The sequence below is a fragment of the Lacticaseibacillus suihuaensis genome (genome assembly GCF_054785075.1).
Genome location: NZ_BAAGBJ010000004.1, coordinates 1 through 18040, shown reverse-complemented (window position 1 = coordinate 18040; position 18040 = coordinate 1). Strand labels below are relative to the sequence as shown.

Here is an 18040-nt window from a genome sequence, read left to right as displayed (position 1 = left end):
TTACAGCTTTTTTTCAGATTTCGTCGGTGTATTTGGCCAGGATCCGCCGGTACGCGAAGGCCTTGATGTATTGCCAGAAGGCGAAGCCGAAAATCAGGAACATGGCGCGACCAATATTAGTCAGGTAAAAGATGGCGAACGCGCATCCGTCGATCGCAATCAGAAGCAGGACCCAAAAGAAATTGGGAATGATCATCAACACGGCGTTCTTGAAGGTCTGCCGCACGGTGTTTTGGAACAGGCCGATCAAAGGCATGACGAGCTCGACCGTGAACACGAGCACCACGGCGGCCAGCACCATCAAGACCAGCACCGGGGTGGCCAACAAGCTGGCGTTGCCCCGCCAAAAGGCGATGTTGAAGCCGAACACGGCGGCGAGCACCAGCACGATCAGCCAGGCCCCGGTGGCCTGCAGGAAGTTTTGCTTCAAGTTTTGAAGGTATGTTTTTGTAAGCGGTGTCGCCTCGATTCGCAGGTAGCGCTGCTGCGTCGCGTGCATGGCAGTGAGGGCGGCCCCGATCGTGACGATCGGCAGGCACGTGAGCAGAAACACCCAGTTGAGCAAGGCGAAGCTGGCCAAGGTACCCATGAAGCGGAAGAACGAACTGTTCGGGTTAAACTTCAAAACAATCACCTGTTTTCTAGATTTGTGATAACGCTGTCCATCATAGCCTACTAATTTCGTACCTGGCAAGTCTATTTATTTCGAGGGGGATCATCATGCAAAACGTCACCGCGGATCAACCGATCACAGATAAGGAGCGTCAAAAGCGGCACCAAAAGGCCGCCGCCAAGCGCGGGAAGCAGATGTGGTTGCTGCTCGCCCCGTTCCTGATTCTCGTTGTATTATTCTCATACCTACCACTTTTCGGCTGGGTATACGCCTTTTTCGACTATGAGCCACCTATTCCACTGTCCCAAAGCGAGTTCGTGGGGCTGCAGTGGTTCAAGATGATGGTTCAAAACCAGACGCAGATGCACCAGATCTTCCAGGTGCTGTTGAACACGTTCGCGATGAGCCTGTTGAACATCGTCACTTCGTTCTTCCCGGTGCTGTTCGCCATCGGCCTGAACGAAATCCGCAACAAGCACTTCAAGAACATCATCCAGACGCTGACCACGCTGCCGAACTTCATCTCCTGGGTGCTGGTTTACTCCATCGCCTTTGCGATGTTCTCCTCGGGTGGGATGGTCAACGACCTGCTGCAAAACCTGCACCTGATCACGGAGCCCTTGAAGTTCCTGGACTCTGACTCCCATGTCTGGCTCAAGATGCTTTTGTGGAGCACCTGGAAAGGCTTAGGGTGGGGCTCGATCATCTACCTGGCGGCGATCACCGGCATCGACCCGGAGCTTTACGAGGCTGGGCGTGTCGATGGCGCCAACCGCCTGCAGCTGATCCGCTACATCACGGTGCCTGCCTTGATGCCGACCTACTTCGTCATGCTGATGCTGGCCGTGTCCAACTTCCTGAACAACGGGATGGATCAGTACTTCGTCTTCCAAAACGCGTTCAACCAGACCCACATCCAGGTCCTCGACCTCTACGTTTACAACGTCGGGATGGGCCAAAACAGTCTGTCTTATGCGACGGCGATCTCAATGCTCAAGAGTCTGGTCTCCGTGGCCTTGCTGTTCATTGTGAATAAGGTCTCGCAAAAGACGCGTGGCGAGTCGATCATCTAGTCGGAAAGGAGCGCATCATGAGTAATATCGAAAAAAACGAAGTCACGAGCGGCGAGCGCGTGTTCCGCGTGTTCAACGTGATCTTCTTCATCATCTTCACGCTGTTGTGCATCTACCCGTTCTACTACCTGATCATCAACAGCATCTCGGCCAACAACCTGTCGGCCAACGGCCTGATCAACTGGTGGCCTAAGCACATCCAGTTCGAAAACTACGTGCAGGTCTTCAAGCTCGACGGCCTGGGCACCGCGGCCTTGGTCTCCGTCGCCAGAACCGTGCTGGGCACGGCTTTGACCGTGTTCGCCTCCGCCTTCATGGGCTTCATGTTCACCCGTGAGAAAATGTGGAAGCGCAAGTTCTGGTACCGCTTCGTCATCATCACTATGTACTTCAACGCCGGCCTGATTCCAATGTTCATCACCATGAAGAACCTGGCCTTGACCAACACGTTTTGGGTTTACGTGCTGCCCGGCATCGTGGCACCGTTCAATATCATCTTGGTGAAGACCTACATCGAAAGCCTGCCGCGTTCGCTTGAAGAGGCGGCCGAGCTGGATGGGGCCTCAACCTGGCAGGTGTTCTGGCAGATCATCCTGCCAAGCTGCACTCCGATTCTGGCGACCGTCGCGATCTTCTCCGCCGTTGGTCAGTGGAACTCCTTCCAAGACACGCTGATTTACATCACCGACCAGAAGCTCTACTCGCTGCAGTACCTGCTTTACCAGTACATCAACCAGGCCAGCTCGCTGGCCGCCATGGTCAAGAACTCGGGCGGTGGCCTGAGCTCCGTCGCGGCGGTTGCCACGGCGCAGACCCCGACCTCGATTCGCATGACCGTGTCGATCGTCGTCGTTCTGCCGATCATGTTCATCTACCCAATGTTCCAGCGTTACTTCACTAAAGGGATCATGCTTGGTGCCGTTAAAGGCTGATTGCAATGATGTTTCACCGCTTTTAATTCATAAATTTGGCGCGACACGCCAAAGAGGGGGACTAAGAATTATGAATAAGAAACGCGTTTTGTACACGTTGGTTGCCGCAAGCGCATTGCTTCTGGCTGCCTGCAGCAGCAACTCGGGTTCCAAGACCACCAGTAAGGCGGAAAAAGACGACGGCAAAATGATGACCGTCACCGTCTACGATGATCTGGCCAACTACCAGGGGACGCCCAAGGGTTGGTTCGAAAAGTATGTGGAAAAGAAGTTCAAGATCAAGCTCAACATGGTCGCACCTAACGTGGCCGGCGGCGGCAACACGCTGTACGACACCCGCACGGCGGCCGGCAACTTGGGTGACATCATCATCACCGGCACCAACCACGTCGCCAAGCTGGCCAAGGCCGGCCTGCTGACCGACATGACGCCTTACATGAACGGCAAGACCTACCTGAAGAAGTACAAGGGCGCGACGGACTCGATCACCAAGCTCGCCAACAAGAAGGGCATCTGGGGCATCAACTCCAGCGTTTCTTCTAACTCGCCGACCACGCCTTCCGAAGGCCTGGAACCAACCACGGCGCCTTACATCCGCTGGGATCTTTACAAGGAAATCGGCTACCCGAAGATCAAGAACACCGATGACCTGATCAACGTCTTGAAGAAGATGCAGGCCCAGGCCCGTAAGGACGAAGGCAAGACCGACATCTACGCGATCTCCCTGTTCAAGGACTGGGATTCCACAATCATGCAAAACGCCGGCCAAAACCTCGCGTTTTACGGCTACGAAGTCAACCAGGGCTTCGTCCTCAGCAAGGGCAACAAGTACCAAAGTGTGATCGACTCCAACAGCCAGTACGTCAAGGGGCTGCGCTTCCTGAACAAGGCCAAGCAGGCCGGGTTGGTTGACCCTGAATCGACCACCCAAAACTGGGATACCTTGTACTCCAAGTACCAAAACGGCAAGGTCCTGTTCTCCTACTGGGCCTTCCAGGGCCAAGGGGCTTACAACACCGCGGCTCACACGGCAGCGGGCAAGGGCTTCGAGCTCGCACCGCTTGAAAACGCCAAGATCTACAGTGTCGGCTCCATGCCAGACGGCAACAGCACCTTCATCGGCATCGGCTCCAAGGCCAAGAACAAGGCCCGTCTGGTCAAGTTCATCAACTGGCTGTACAGCCCAGAAGGTGTCCAGGTTCAACAGGCCCAATCCACCGGTTACTCTGCTGGCATCAAGGGCTTGACCTGGAAGATGCAAAACGGCAAGCCGGTCTTGACCGCCTTTGGTAAGAAGGCCTTCCTTGAAGGCGGCACCGTCAAGATGCCAGCCGAATACGGCGGCGGCACCTGGAAGGACGGCATCTCCACGCTGAACTTCGTCGCGGTCAACCAGTATGACAAGGATCCTTCGACTGGCTACAAGTACGGCTACGTCACCTGGCCTTCCGTCTTGAAGCTCAACGCCACCAAGCTCTCCAAGGACTGGAGCGAGCACATGGGCGGCGCCACCAGCTCCATGGCTTACCTGACCAAGAACAACAAGCTGCTGGTCGGTGCCGGCGTTTCCTACACCGCGCCTGAGGATTCCTCTCAGATCAGCACCATGCGCGGCACCATCGGCACCCAGGTCAAGAACACCAGCTGGAAGCTCGCGATGGCCAAGAGCGATTCCGAGTTCAACAGCCTGCTGGCCGGGATGCAAAAGACGGTCAAGGGCTTGGGTTACGATCAGGTCTACAAGGTTGACCTGAAGAACTCCAAGGCTAAAAACGCCCTTCGTGCCAAGCTGATCAAGCAGTACAAGGAAGAGAACTAACCACCTGATTTTTGAATCGCAGTCACATTCGGTGTGAGGCCGTTGCACGGGAACGTGCAACCCGCCTCATCCGGTTGACCCGCCTTATGTGTAAGGCGGGCGACCCGGGTGAAGCGCGTCACCGCGATTCGCAAGACCACCAACAAGAACAAATAGGCTGAGCCGACGGCCACAACGGATCGTGTGGACATGAATAGGGTGCAAGACGGTGTGTGCGGTCTTGCACCCTTTTATGTTGAGTCGGCGCCGCCACGGAGGGGAAAAACATGCTGTTTGAACCAAATGCCACCATCGTCTGCGCCGGCGATTCCGTCACCGACGCCGGCCGCAACTACCAAGCCGAGCCGGCCGGCTGGGATTCCTGGGGCCAAGGCTACGTCGCGTTGCTCAACGCGGCCCTGACCGCTGGGCTCCCGGCCTCGCGGCTGGCCGTGATCAACGCCGGGGTCAACGGCGACACGATCGTCAAGCTCGCGGCCCGGTGGGACCGAGATGTCCTGGCTCACCGGCCTGATTACGTGTCGATCATGATCGGGATCAACGACGTCTGGCGCTTCTTCGACAGCCAGTTTCGTCGCCGCGCCGACCTGGTGGACGTTGACCTGTACCGCCACACTTACCAGGACCTGATCGACAAGACCCAGGCCGCCGGGGCGACGCCGTTGCTGGTCAGCCCGGTGATGTGGGAGCTGAACCAAGATGACCCGATGCGCCACGCGCTGCTCGACTACCAGGCTGCGGCACGTGAGCTGGCCGCGGCCAACGGGCTGCTTTACATCGACGCCCAGGCCGGCGTCGACCGCTTCTTGAAGCAGGCCAGCGTCTTTGGCATCACGATGGACCGGGTCCACCCGAACCTGCAGGGCTCGGCGGTGATCGCCAAGGCATGGCTCGACGCGGTCGTTTTTGATTGGAGGGGGTAACATGGCACACACGTTCAAGGAGATTCAGGCGGTCAACGCCGCCGGCCGCTACCACGCCGACTGGGCCAGCATCGGCCAGCACCCGGCGCCGTTGTGGTTCCGGCAGGCGAAGTTCGGCATTTTCACTCACTGGGGCGTCTACACCGTGCCCGAGTATAGCAATGAGTGGTACTCGCGCAACATGTACATCAAGGGCTACCCGGCCTTCGAGCATCACGTCGCAACTTACGGACCGCAAAAGGCGTTCGGCTACAAGGACCTGATCCCGTTGTTCACCGCCAAGCGCTTCGACGCGACCCAGTGGCTGGACCTGTTCCAGCAGGCCGGTGCCAAGTATTACTTCCCGGTGGCCGAGCACCACGACGGTTTTCAGATGTATCGCTCCGCCTTGTCGCACTGGAACGCCTACGAAATGGGGCCGCACCGAGACGTTTTGGGCGAGCTGCGCCAGGCGACGCTGGACCACGGGCTGCACTTCGCCTTGTCCAGCCACCGCGCCGAACACTGGTGGTTCATGGGCCACGGCCGCGAATTCGATTCCGATGTTCACGAGCCGCTGCACAAGGGCGACTTCTACTGGCCGGCGGCGCCGGAGCCCGACAACCAGGACCTGTTTTCCAAGCCTTACCCGACCGCCGAGTTTCTCGAGGACTGGGTCGAGCGCGTCTGCGAGCTGATCGACAACTACCGCCCGGAGCTGTTGTACTTCGACTGGTGGCTGCAACACGCCGCCTTCAAGCCCTACATGCAAGCGCTCGCCGCCTATTACTACAACCGCGCCGCCGAGTGGGGGGTGCCGGTCAGCATCTGCTACAAGTACGACGGCATGGCCTGGGGTGCGGGCATTCCAGACGTGGAACGCGGCGGCTTCGCCCAGCCGACGCCGTTTTACTGGCAAACCGACACCGCCATCGCCAATAACTCGTGGTGCTACACCGATTCGCTGGACTACAAGACCGTCAATGAGGTGCTGATCAGCCTGCTGGACGCCGTGGCTAAGAACGGCAATCTGCTGCTCAACGTCGGCCCCCGTGCCGACGGGTCGATTGCCCCCAAGGACCAAGAGATTCTCAAGGCGATCGGCGCCTGGCTTGACGTCAACGGCGAGGGCATCTACGGCAGCCTGCCTTGGAAACAGTTCGGCGAAGGTCCGACGAACCTGAGCGGCGGCATGTTCGAGGATCTGTCGGCCTTGCACTACGGCCAGCAGGACTTCCGCTACACCGCCAACAACGGCGCCGTCTACGCCTACGCGCTGGCGCCGGGCGAGGCGAAGGAGCTGGTGCTCACCGCCTTTCGCGCCTTTGACGAAAAGAACCAGCCGCCGTTTCACGGCGTGATTCGCTGCGTGACGCAGCTGGGCGGCGGCGCCTGCGACTGGCACGTCGAAGCAGACGGGATGCACGTGACGATTCGCCCCAGTGCCGACAACCGGCCGGTCGGGCTCAAAATAACGATGGAGTGACAATCATGCAAACATTCGTACACACAGTGTCGACGCCACTTTCAAACAGCGCCAAGGTTTACGGCTACGTGCTGGACAATTTTGCCGAGATGGACGAGAACCGGGTTCGCCCGACCATCGTCTTGTGCCCGGGCGGCGGCTACGTGATGACCTCCGACCGCGAGGCGGAGCCGGTCGCCGTGCGGTTCTTGGCGATGGGCTACAACGTCTTTGTCCTGCGCTACAGCGTCGCGCCGGCGCGATACCCGGTCGCCTTGCTCGAGCTGGCCACGGTGGTCCAAGACGTTCGGGCCCATGCCGCCGAGTACCACGTCGACCCCAACAAGCTGATCATCGCCGGCTTCTCGGCCGGCGGTCACCTGGCCGCCGACTTTGCCACCCAGTGGCACCAGGACTTGGCAACGCAGTACGGCTTTGATCCCGAGGCGATTCGCCCCAACGGCCTGTTTCTCGGGTATTCGGTGATCACCTCGGGACCGCTGGCGCATCACGACTCCATCAAGGCGCTGCTCGGCGACGACTACGGTGATCCCGCGCTGATGGCCAAGGTCTCGCTTGAAAAGCAGGTGACTCAAGATGCACCAAAGACCTTCCTGTGGACCACGGCGACCGACGACTGTGTCCCGATGGAAAACTCGCTGATGTTCGCCAGTGCCTTGCAACAGGCCGGCGTGTCGGTCGAGCTACACATTTTCCCCAAGGGCGGTCACGGCCTGAGCCTGGCCACCGCGGAAACCGCCATCGCCGGCAACGGCTACGGCATTCAGTCACAAGTCGACGCCTGGCCGCAACTTTTTGCCGCCTGGGTGGCCAACAACTTCTAGGAGGATACGATGAGTTATTTATGTTTCGATGTCGGCGGCACCTTCGTCAAGTACGCGACCTTCGACGCTGACGCCAATTTTTTGAGCAAGGGCAAGTACCCGACGCGCTGCGAGGACCCGGAGCAGTTCTTCGCGGACATGGCGGCGATTGCCAACGCGGATCCGGCGATCACCGCCATCGGCATCTCCTTTCCCGGCTTCATCGACGTGACCACCGGCGTCGCCGTGCGAGCCGGCGCCTTGGGCCAGCTGGACGGCTACAACCTGATCGAGCACTTCGCGGCTCACCTGGACCGGCAGTTGCCGATTCACGTGGAGAACGACGCGAAGTGTGCCGCCTTGGCCGAGGGGCTCAACGGCAACGCGGTCGGGCTGACCGACTACGCGGTGTTGACTCTGGGCACCGGCGTCGGGTGCGGCCTGGTGATCAACGGCAATCTGGTTCATGGCAAGCACTTCCGCGCCGGTGAGTACGGGATGTCGGTCACGGACTTCACCACCCGCGGCTTTGCCACCCTGCACGACATGGCCTCGACCAGCTCGCTGGTTCGCGCCTTCGCCAAAAGCAAGGGCGTGGCCTACGAGGCAACCAGCGGCGAGGCGCTGATGGCCGACCTCGCCAACCCGACGACCCGCCAGGTGGTTGAGGACTGGGCCGATCACGTCGCCGTGGCGATTTACAACCTGGTGGCGACCACCGACCCCGAGCGGATCTTGATCGGCGGCGGTATCTCCAAGAACCCGTTGATTTTGCCGTTCATCGAAGCCGCGCTTGAGAAGAACCCGTTTTGGGTCAAGGACTACCGCACCCCGGTTGTGCTGTGCAAGCACGACAACGATGCGGGGCTGCTCGGCGCCTTGGCCGTGGCCAAGCAACACTAAAAGGAGGCTACTATGTACTACGACAAACTCAAGGACTTCCCACCGCACTTCTTGTGGGGGGCGGCCAGCGCTGCCTACCAGGTGGAAGGCGCCTACGCCGAAGACGGCAAGGGCCCATCGATTTGGGACACTTACGCCCACACGCCCGGCAACACCTTCAAGGGCACGACCGGCGACGTGGCGATCGACCACTACCACCACATGAAAGAAGACGTCGGGCTGATGGCGAAGCTTGGGCTCAAGGCCTACCGCTTCTCCGTGGCCTGGAGCCGCGTGATTCCAGACGGCGAAGGGGCCGTCAACCCGGCGGGGCTTGATTTTTACCGCCGGCTGATCGCCGAGCTACGCCACAACGGCATCGAGCCCGTTTTGACCCTTTACCACTGGGACCTGCCCCAGGCGCTTCAGGACAAGTACGGCGGCTGGGAGTCGCGAGCGGTGATTCCGGCCTTCGCCAAGTACTGCCGCACCCTGTTTGAGGCGTTCGGCGACTCGGTCAAGTACTGGGTCACGATGAACGAGCAAAACGTGTTCACCGGCATGGGCTACCGCTGGGGCAACCACCCGCCTAAGGTTCAAGACGTGCGGCGGATGTACGCCGCCAACCACATCGTCAACCTGGCCAACGCGACGGCGATCAACCTGTTCCACGAGCTGGTGCCAGGCGGCCTGATCGGACCGAGCTTCGGCTACGGGCCGGTTTACCCGCTGACCGGCGATCCCAACGACGTGTTGGCCGCGCTGAACGCCGATGACTTCAACAACAACTGGTGGCTGGATGTCTACTGCCGCGGCGAGTACCCGTACTTCATGCGCCAGCAGCTGACCCGGGCCGGGCTGATGCCCGAGGTCACCGACGCAGACGACCAGTTGCTTAAAAGCGCGAAGCCGGACTTCTTGGGTATCAACTACTACCACGGCGGCACGGTGCAGCAAAACCGGCTGGAAAAGCCGGTGAAAGACGCCGAGCAAAAGGACTTCTCCGCCACCGATCCGTACCTGATGCAGCCCAAGGGCGAGCAGGCGCAAAACCCAGAGGTGCCGATGTTCAACTCCGTCTCCAATCCGTACCTGCAAAAGACGGATTGGGGCTGGGAAATCGACCCGGTCGGCTTCCGCGTCGCGCTGCGCCAGGTCTACGAGAAGTACCGACTGCCGCTGTTCGTCACCGAAAACGGCCTGGGGGCCAAGGACGAGCTGGTCGACGGGCAGGTCAACGACGACTACCGCATCGCCTACCTCGAGGACCACGTTCGCACGATGAAGGAAGCAATCACCGACGGCGTCGACCTGATCGGCTACTGCGCGTGGAGTTTCTCGGACATTTTGTCTTGGCTCAACGGCTACCGCAAGCGCTACGGCTTTGTCTTCGTCGACCGCGACGACGACTCGGAAAAGGACCTGCGGCGCATTCCCAAGAAGAGCTTCACCTGGTACCACGACTTGATTCAAACCAACGGGGCGGCGATTCAGCCCGGCAAGTAGGCAAGTCGAGTAAGGAGTAATTATGCAAGCGAACCGGAACCTCGTGCGGGTCCTGAACGTCCAGCACGTGATGCAGCAGGTGTTCAACGACGGCCCCATCTCCCGCAGCCAGATTTCCAAGAACCTCGGCCTCAACAAGGTCACGGTGTCAGACATCGTGTCCGAGCTGATCGATTCGGGGTACCTGTTGGAGTCGGGGCAAGGCGACAGCACCCGCAACGGTGGCCGCAAGCCGACCATCCTGCGCTTCAACGCTAACCTCGGCTACGTGGTCAACTACGACATGGGCCAGGACTTCATCGACCGCATGATCAACCGCCTGGACGGGAGCGTGGTCTCCGTCGAGCGGTTTCCGGCACGTGACATGGCGATTGAGGACCGCCTGGCCTTGATGGTCAGCATCGCTCACACCGACGCGCTACCGGCCGGGGTCCCGCTGCTCGGTGTGGCCGTGGCGATTCACGGCATCGTCTACCAAAACCGGGTGCTTTACACCCCGTTCATCGACTTCAAGGACCAAGACATCGCCAAGCTTCTGTGGCAAAAGCTCAAGGTGCCGATTGTGCTGCAAAACGAGGCCAACCTCAGCGTCATCTACGAGCGGGACTTCGAAAGCCACGACGCGATCGACAACATCGTCTGCATCAGCATTCACAGCGGCATCGGGGCCGGCATCATCTTGAACAACCGGCTGTACACCGGTAAGCTCGGCGAGGCCGGCGAAATCGGTCAGACCATCCTGTACGACCGGGCCCTCAAGGCGCATCAGACGCCGACCACCATCGAGAGCCTCTGCTCCGAAACCGCAATCGTCGAGCGGCTGCGGCAGGCGGCAGGCGACCCGCGGCTGACCCGTGAGGACCTGGTCGCGCGGTACCGGGCCAACGACCCGCTGGCAATCACCATCCTGGATGATTTTTGCTACGACATCGCCAACATCATCTACAACACAATCATCACCCTGGATCCGCGGCGCGTGGCGATCAACTCGCAGCTGATCGCGTCGGTACCTGAGCTCCTGCCGGCCATCACGGCCAACATCCCGCACCTGACCACCCAGGAGACCAAGATCTACCTGGTCGACGACGTTCGCAATTGCACCCTGCTTGGCGCCTGTGCGACGCTGATCCAGCAGCTGCTGGCGGTGGGGCCCGGCGAGCTGAACTTCCGCCGCCGTCCGGCCTGATCCGCGGCGCCGGCCAAAAAGTTCAGAAAAGTCGTTGGGATGGCTTGTGTTTGACAGCTGAAAGCGCTACAATTCACCTGTAAGTTAAATATACTAACTAACCTAAAAATGGCTAACAAGAAAGGAAACTTTTGCATGGCTAAGACATATTTTCCAAACGTTGACAAGATCCCGTTCGTTGGCACCAGCAGCCTGAAGTCCGGGCTGAACTACCACTACTACAACGCCGATGAGGTGGTCGGTGGCAAGAAGATGCGCGATTGGCTGCGCTTCTCCGTCGCTTACTGGCACACATTCGGTCAGCAGCTCAACGATATCTTCGGCGACGGCACTGCCATTCGGCCTTGGAACGGCCTGACCGGCATGGACCTGGCCAAGGCGCGGGTCGAGGCGGCCTTTGAGTTCTACGACAAGATGGGCGTCGACTTCTTCTGCTTCCACGACCGCGACATCGCCCCAGAAGGCGACACGCTGCGTGAAACCAACAAGAACATCGAAACCATTACCGACATGTTCGTCGACTACCAGAAGCAGACCGGCATGAAGGTGCTTTGGAACACCGCCAACATGTTCACCAACCCTCGCTTTGTCTCCGGCGCGGCTTCCAGCCCATTCGCCGACATCTTCGCCTTTGCGGCTGCGCAGGTCAAGGAAGGCCTCGACACCGCCAAGAAGGTCGGCGCCGAGAACTACGTGTTCTGGGGCGGCCGCGAAGGTTACGAGACGCTTTTGAACACCGACATGCTCCGCGAACAGGAGCACCTGGCCAAGTTCTTCCACATGGCCGCCGACTACGCCAAGGAAATTGGCTACACCGGCCAGCTGCTGCTTGAGCCAAAGCCTAAGGAACCGATGATGCATCAGTACGACTTCGATGCCGCCACCACCATCGCCTTCATGAAGACTTACGGCCTGGATGGCACCTACAAGCTGAACCTGGAAGGCAACCACGCCAACCTCGCCGGCCACACCTACCAGCACGAGATCCGCACGGCGCGTGAGGCAGGCCTGCTCGGTTCCCTGGACGCCAACCAGGGCGACAAGCTGATCGGCTGGGACATCGACGAGTTCCCATCAGACCTGTACGAAGCAACGCTTGCGATGTACGAAGTCGTTGAAAACGGCGGCCTGGGCAAGGGCGGTCTGAACTTCGACGCCAAGCCACGTCGCTCCAGCTTCACGCCGGAAGACATGTTCTACGGCCACATCGTCGGCATGGACACCTTTGCCGCCGGCCTGAAGGTTGCGGAGCGTCTGCACGAAGATCGCGTCTTCGATGACTTCATCAAGGACCGTTACGCAAGCTACGACGAAGGCATCGGCGCAAGCATCGAGGCCGGCAAGGAAGACTTCAAGTCCCTGAACGACTACATCATCGACAAGCCACAATCCGCGCTGCTGGCCGCCACCAAGTCCGGTCGCCTCGAGGAGCTCAAGGACACCCTGAACCACTACATGATCGAAACCCTGAAGTAATCCCAAGATTGAACGTTAACTCACCGCGACCATCCCCCCGGTGATCGCAGCACATGCGGTCGTGTGACATTCCCAGAATGTTGCACGACCGCTTTTTGAAAGAAGGAGGATTCTCATGGCACTTAAAACCTTGCCGCTGCTGTTTGGCGGCGACTACAACCCCGAGCAGTGGCCCGAGGCGACCTGGGAGGCCGATCTGATCAAGCTGCAGGCCGCCCACATCAACTCGCTGACCTTGAACGTCTTCTCTTGGGCGTTGCTTCAGCCCAACGAGGCGACCTACGACTTCAGCCTGCTGGACAAAATCATGGCGCTGGCCGCCAAGTACCAGATGAAGGTGGTCCTGGCCACCGCGACCGGCGCGATTCCGGCCTGGGTGATCGAGAAGTACCCGGATGTGGCGCGAACCGATATCGACGGCCGCCACGCCCGGCAGGGGATGCGCCACAACGCCTGCCCGAGCTCACCGAACTTCCAGCGGCTGGCGCAAGCGCTGGTGTCTCGGCTTGCGGCCCGGTACCACGATTACCCGGCCCTGGCCTGCTGGCACATCAGCAACGAGTACGGTGGCCAGTGCTACTGCGATAACTGCGCCGCGGCCTTTCGCACCTGGCTGCGCGGCCACTACGCGAATCTCGCGGCGGTCAACGCCGCTTGGAACAGCAACTTCTGGGGCCACACCTTCCACGACTGGTCCGAGATCCTGCCGCCGATGCACCTGACGGACATGATCGACGCCGGCGCCGACAAGCCGGTGTTGGCCGGGGCGGCGCTTGACTACCGGCGCTTCCAATCCGATGCCCTGTTGGCCAACTTCAAGCTGGAGAAGGCGGCGATTCGCGAGGTCGACGCGACCACCCCGATTACGACCAACCTGATGAGCACCCAAAAGGACTTGGATTACTTCCAATGGGCCAAGGAAATGGACATCGTCTCTTGGGACAACTACCCGAGCTTCGACACGCCAGCCAGCGAAACCGCGATGAAGCACGACTTGATGGCCGGGCTGCGCCAGGCGCCGTTCATGCTGATGGAGCAGACCCCGAGCCAGCAGAACTGGCAGCCGTACTGCGCGTTGAAGAAGCCTGGTGAGATGCGGATGCTGTCGTACCAGGCGGTCGCCCATGGCGCCAACACCGTGCAGTTCTTCCAGATGAAGCAATCGCAAAACGGTATCGAGAAGTTCCACGGCGCCGTGATCTCCCACGCCGAGGCGACCGGCACCCATGAAACCCGCGTTTATCGCGAGGTCAAGGCGCTTGGCGCCGAGCTCGCGGCGCTGCCGGCCGACCTGTTGGCCAGCCGCAACCACGCCAAGGTTGCCGTCTTGTTCGACTGGCCGAGCTTTTGGGGCGTTGAGTACGCGACCGGGCCGAGCCGCCAGATGGATTACGTCAAGCAGGTCCACCTGTACTACCAGATGTGCTACGACGCGGGGCTGGACGTCGCGATGATCGGCAAGGAGACGCCGTTTGATGGCTTCGCCGCCGTCATCGCCCCGGTGATGTACACCACCTCCGAGGCCCTGTCGGCCAAGATTGCAAGCTACGTGCAAAGCGGCGGGACCTTCGTGACCACCTACATGTCCGGTATCGTCGACGACCACGACAACGTTTACCTCGGCGGCTACCCGGGCAGTCTGCAGGAGGTCTTGGGGCTTTGGAACGAGGAGTTCGACGCCCTGCCGCCCGAAACGACGATCAACGTCGCGCTGGGGGCCGACCAGTCCTGCTCGGCCAGCTCCCTGTGCGACGTCACGCACCCGACCACGGCCAAGGTGCTGGCGACCTACGACGACCCGCAGCTGTTCTACACCGGGGCCCCGGCAATTTGCCAAAACGACCTGGGCCGCGGCCACGCGCTGTACGTCGGCACCCAGCTGGACGCTACCGGGCTGCGCTCTTTGTTGACCAAGATCGCCGCGGCGGCCGGGCTTGACCTCAGCGTGGCTAAGCCGTTCGCAGGCGTCGAGGTGACGCACCGTTACAGCCAGCAGGCGACTTACACCTTCGCCATCAACACGACGGCCCAGGCCTGCGCGGTGGCCAACCCGGCCCCAACCGGCGCCGACCTGCTGAGCGGGGCGACCCAGCCGGCCACCCTGAACCTGCCGGCTTTTGGCGTGGCGATTCTGAAGACGCCTCGCGCGTAATCGCAAGCGGCGGCGAGTGATTCTAATCTCGCCGCCGTTTTGGTCCCGGTAAAGCGGTTGCGGCGAGGGAGGTATGGTAAAATAAGGCTATTAACGGTGCGATATGGGTGTCAGGTCAGACTGACGCACGGTGAGGAGTACAGGATGCGGACAGATAAGAATCTTTTGCGGGTGCTTAACGAAAAGCGGGTGTTGACCGAGGCGTTCAACCGCGGCACGATTTCGCGCAGTCAGATTTCCAAAAACATCGGCCTGAACAAGGTCACGGTGTCGGATGTGGTCGCCAACTTGATCGAGAAGGGGTACTTGATCGAGCAGGGGCAAGGCGACAGCACCCACAACGGGGGGCGCAAGCCCACGATTTTGACCTTCAACCGCGATCTCGGCTACATCATCACGATGGACTGGGGGTACGACTACCTGGTGATCGCAGCTGCCCGGCTGACCGGTGAGCTTTTGATCGAGGAAGGCATCGAGATTCGCGGCCTGAATTTTGACGCCGTGCTCAAGGTGATCACCGACTGGATCGCCGATTACGACCGCGCGACCCCGCCGCACCTGCCGCTGTTGGGCATCGTGATCGCCGTTCACGGCATCGTCCACCACAACCAAGTGACCTTCTCGCCGTTCATCGACCTGGGCGGCGTCGACATCGCGCGGGTGCTTGAGGAGACCTTCACGGTGCCGGTCCGGCTGCAAAACGAGGCGAACCTGGCGGCGGTGTACGAGCGCGACTTCGAGCGGCGCCGCGAGGACGAAAGCCTGGTCTGCATCAGCATTCACAAGGGGATCGGGGCCGGTATCATCATCCACGGCAAGCTGTACACCGGCCGCCACGGCGAGGCCGGTGAAATCGGCCACACGGTGGTGTACAACCAAGCGTTCTTCGCCAACGGGCAGACGACTACGATTGAAAGCATCTGCTCGGAGGCCGCCATCGTCGACCACGTGCGAGACCGCCTCGCTGATTCGACCATTACCCGCGACCGGGTGATCGCCTTGTACCAAGCGGGCGATCCCGTCGTCGAAAAGGAGCTCGCGCGGTTTTGCCGCTACATCGCCAATGTGATCTACAACATCACCGTGGCGCTGGATCCGCGGCGGGTGATGATCAACTCCGGGCTGATCGCCAAGCTGCCGCCGCTTTTGACCCAGATTCGCAAGGACCTGCCCAGCCTGACCGCCGAGGCCACCGAGATCGACCTGGTCGACGACGTGCGGCACTGCGTCTTGCTGGGCGGCTGCGCGATGCTGACCCATGACCTCTTGAACATCGAGTCCGGCCAGCTGACCTTCGGCACCCAAGAGAACGCGCTTGCGCCCGACACCCCTCAGGCCTGACGCGGCCCCGACTGAACGCACCGCCAACCGGCGGTGCGTTTTTCTCTGTCCAGCGGCGTGAAAGGGCTTGCGTTCACCGGGTGTAACCGCTACAATTTAGGGGTAAGTAAAGATAACTAACAAACTCAAAACGCACGGAAAGGAGTCGCAGGGACAACCCTGCGTCACACAATTATGGAATACGTCATTGGGGTCGATTTAGGAACAAGCGCGGTCAAGGTTCTTTTGGTCACGCGGGAAGGCGCCGTGGTTGCCACCGGTTCGCGGCCGTATCCGCTGAGCCAGCCACAGCCGGGCTACAACGAGCAAAATCCCGATCACTGGGTCGAGGCGACGGCCGGGGCAATCAAGGATGTGCTGGCGCAAAGTGGCGTCCAAGCCGAAGACATCAAGGGGTTGAGCTACTCCGGGCAGATGCACGGCCTAGTGCTGCTGAACGCTGCCGGTCGGCCGTTGCGCCCGGCCATCCTGTGGAACGACACCCGCACCACCAAGCAGTCTGAGGAGATCATGGCCACCATGGGCCAGACCTACCTTGACATCACGCGCAACCGGCCGCTGGAGGGCTTCACGCTGCCCAAGCTGCTGTGGGTCAAGGAGAACGAGCCGGAGATTTTCGCCCAGGCCACCACGTTCCTGTTGCCCAAGGACTACCTGCGCTACAAGATGACCGGCAAGATTCAAATGGAGCTGTCGGACGCCGCCGGCACGGTGATGCTCGACGTCGCCGCCGGCCGCTGGAGCAGCGCCGTTTGCGCGGTCTTCGACCTGCCGGAAAGCCTGTGCCCACCGTTGATTCAGGCGACGGATCAGGCCGGCACTCTGACTGCGACCTTCGCGGCTGCCGTCGGCCTCAAGCCGGGGCTGCCGGTGTTCGGCGGTGGTGCGGATAACGCCTGTGGGGCCATCGGGGCCGGCATCACCAATCCCGACCGCGGCATGTGCAGCATCGGGACCTCCGGGGTGGTGCTGGGCTACGAGCCGGATGTCACCCACGATTACCACGGCGACCTGCACTTTTTCAACCACGCGATTCCCAATGCCTACTACTCGATGGGGGTGACCCTGGCGGCCGGCTACAGCCTGAGCTGGCTCAAAAACACGTTTGCGCCGGATGACGACTTCGACGACTTCATGCAGGCGACGATTGACACCGGCATCGGCGCCAACGGCCTGCTGTTCACGCCGTACATCGTCGGCGAACGCACCCCTTACGCCGACGCCGCGATTCGCGGCAGCTTCATCGGCGTCGACAGCCGGCAGGGCAAGGGCGACTTCATTCGCGCCGTGATGGAAGGCGTGACCTTCTCGTTCAAGGACATCCTGAACCTCTATGCGGCGCATGGCAAAACCTTCACCAAGTTGACCTCGATCGGTGGTGGGGCCCACAGCCCGTTGTGGCTGCAGATTCAGGCCGACGTGTTCGACAAACCGGTGGTTTGCCTGCAAAGCGAGCAGGGGCCAGGCCTTGGCGCCGCGATGATCGCGGCGGTCGGCCTGGGCTGGTTCGCAGACTTTGACGCCTGCGCCAAGACCTTCGTTCACGAGCGGCAGACCTACCTGCCCAATCCGGAGCACGTGGCCAAATACGCCAAGCTCTACAAGCTGTACCAGCAGGTTTACCCGCAGACCAAAGACTTGTCAGCCGCACTGGCCGAATTCCGCGCGTAAGTCAGGCACGTTGAGCCGATGGGAGACCATCGGCTTTTTGTGTGCCGTCACGCAAAAACGCCGGGGCCCATGTGATGTGAACCCATGGAGTTGGACAATTAAATAATTCGCTCATGCAGCGTTTTGAAGGGCAAGTTTTCGGCATTCAACTGGAGACTTGCCCTTTAGTCTGCCTTTCACTCGCCGCAGATTGTAAAA

14 protein-coding genes are annotated in these 18040 nt (G+C 60.4%); 13 read left to right on the top strand and 1 reads right to left on the bottom strand.

The window, feature by feature from the left end; genetic code table 11:
* Positions 1 to 13: 13 nt before the first annotated feature.
* A complete protein-coding gene (locus ACYVRZ_RS04825) occupies positions 14 to 625 on the bottom strand; it encodes a YesL family protein (RefSeq protein ID WP_461225303.1) in 612 nt (203 codons plus the stop codon).
* Positions 626 to 720: 95 nt separating this feature from the next.
* Here ACYVRZ_RS04825 and ACYVRZ_RS04820 point away from each other — a divergent pair, with 95 nt between their 5' ends.
* The 13 genes from ACYVRZ_RS04820 to xylB all read left to right on the top strand — a co-directional run bounded on the left by ACYVRZ_RS04820 (position 721) and on the right by xylB (position 17842).
* Positions 721 to 1686 carry an ABC transporter permease gene (locus ACYVRZ_RS04820; protein ID WP_262315006.1) on the top strand — a complete coding sequence of 322 codons (966 nt, stop codon included), beginning with the start codon at positions 721 to 723 and terminating at the stop codon, positions 1684 to 1686.
* A 17-nt stretch (positions 1687 to 1703) separates the two neighbouring features.
* Positions 1704 to 2618: a carbohydrate ABC transporter permease gene (locus ACYVRZ_RS04815; RefSeq protein ID WP_262315005.1), complete on the top strand. Its 915-nt coding sequence runs from the start codon at positions 1704 to 1706 to the stop codon at positions 2616 to 2618.
* 70 nt (positions 2619 to 2688) lie between these two features.
* Positions 2689 to 4437, top strand: coding sequence for an extracellular solute-binding protein (locus ACYVRZ_RS04810; protein ID WP_461225300.1), 1749 nt, complete (start codon positions 2689 to 2691; stop codon positions 4435 to 4437).
* A gap of 266 nt (positions 4438 to 4703) precedes the next feature.
* Positions 4704 to 5360, top strand: coding sequence for an SGNH/GDSL hydrolase family protein (locus ACYVRZ_RS04805; protein ID WP_461225298.1), 657 nt, complete (start codon positions 4704 to 4706; stop codon positions 5358 to 5360).
* Between the two features lies 1 nt (position 5361).
* Positions 5362 to 6825, top strand: coding sequence for an alpha-L-fucosidase (locus tag ACYVRZ_RS04800; RefSeq protein WP_461225297.1), 1464 nt, complete (start codon positions 5362 to 5364; stop codon positions 6823 to 6825).
* A gap of 5 nt (positions 6826 to 6830) precedes the next feature.
* Positions 6831 to 7649 carry an alpha/beta hydrolase gene (locus tag ACYVRZ_RS04795; RefSeq protein ID WP_461225295.1) on the top strand — a complete coding sequence of 273 codons (819 nt, stop codon included), beginning with the start codon at positions 6831 to 6833 and terminating at the stop codon, positions 7647 to 7649.
* Between the two features lie 9 nt (positions 7650 to 7658).
* Positions 7659 to 8531, top strand: a complete 873-nt coding sequence (locus tag ACYVRZ_RS04790) for an ROK family protein (RefSeq protein ID WP_461225293.1) — start codon at positions 7659 to 7661, stop codon at positions 8529 to 8531.
* 12 nt (positions 8532 to 8543) lie between these two features.
* Positions 8544 to 10016: a glycoside hydrolase family 1 protein gene (locus ACYVRZ_RS04785; RefSeq protein ID WP_461225291.1), complete on the top strand. Its 1473-nt coding sequence runs from the start codon at positions 8544 to 8546 to the stop codon at positions 10014 to 10016.
* 22 nt (positions 10017 to 10038) lie between these two features.
* Positions 10039 to 11202 (top strand): ROK family protein, encoded by a 1164-nt coding sequence (locus ACYVRZ_RS04780; RefSeq protein WP_461225289.1) that lies wholly within the window; start codon positions 10039 to 10041, stop codon positions 11200 to 11202.
* A gap of 135 nt (positions 11203 to 11337) precedes the next feature.
* Positions 11338 to 12678: a xylose isomerase gene (gene xylA, locus ACYVRZ_RS04775; protein ID WP_262314997.1), complete on the top strand. Its 1341-nt coding sequence runs from the start codon at positions 11338 to 11340 to the stop codon at positions 12676 to 12678.
* Positions 12679 to 12793: 115 nt separating this feature from the next.
* On the top strand, positions 12794 to 14830 hold the full coding sequence (locus ACYVRZ_RS04770) for a beta-galactosidase (RefSeq protein ID WP_461225287.1): 2037 nt from the start codon (positions 12794 to 12796) through the stop codon (positions 14828 to 14830).
* A 144-nt stretch (positions 14831 to 14974) separates the two neighbouring features.
* Complete coding sequence (locus ACYVRZ_RS04765) at positions 14975 to 16171, top strand: ROK family protein (protein WP_461225285.1); 1197 nt, start codon at positions 14975 to 14977, stop codon at positions 16169 to 16171.
* Between the two features lie 174 nt (positions 16172 to 16345).
* Positions 16346 to 17842 (top strand): xylulokinase, encoded by a 1497-nt coding sequence (xylB, locus tag ACYVRZ_RS04760; RefSeq protein ID WP_461225284.1) that lies wholly within the window; start codon positions 16346 to 16348, stop codon positions 17840 to 17842.
* Positions 17843 to 18040 lie beyond the last annotated feature (198 nt).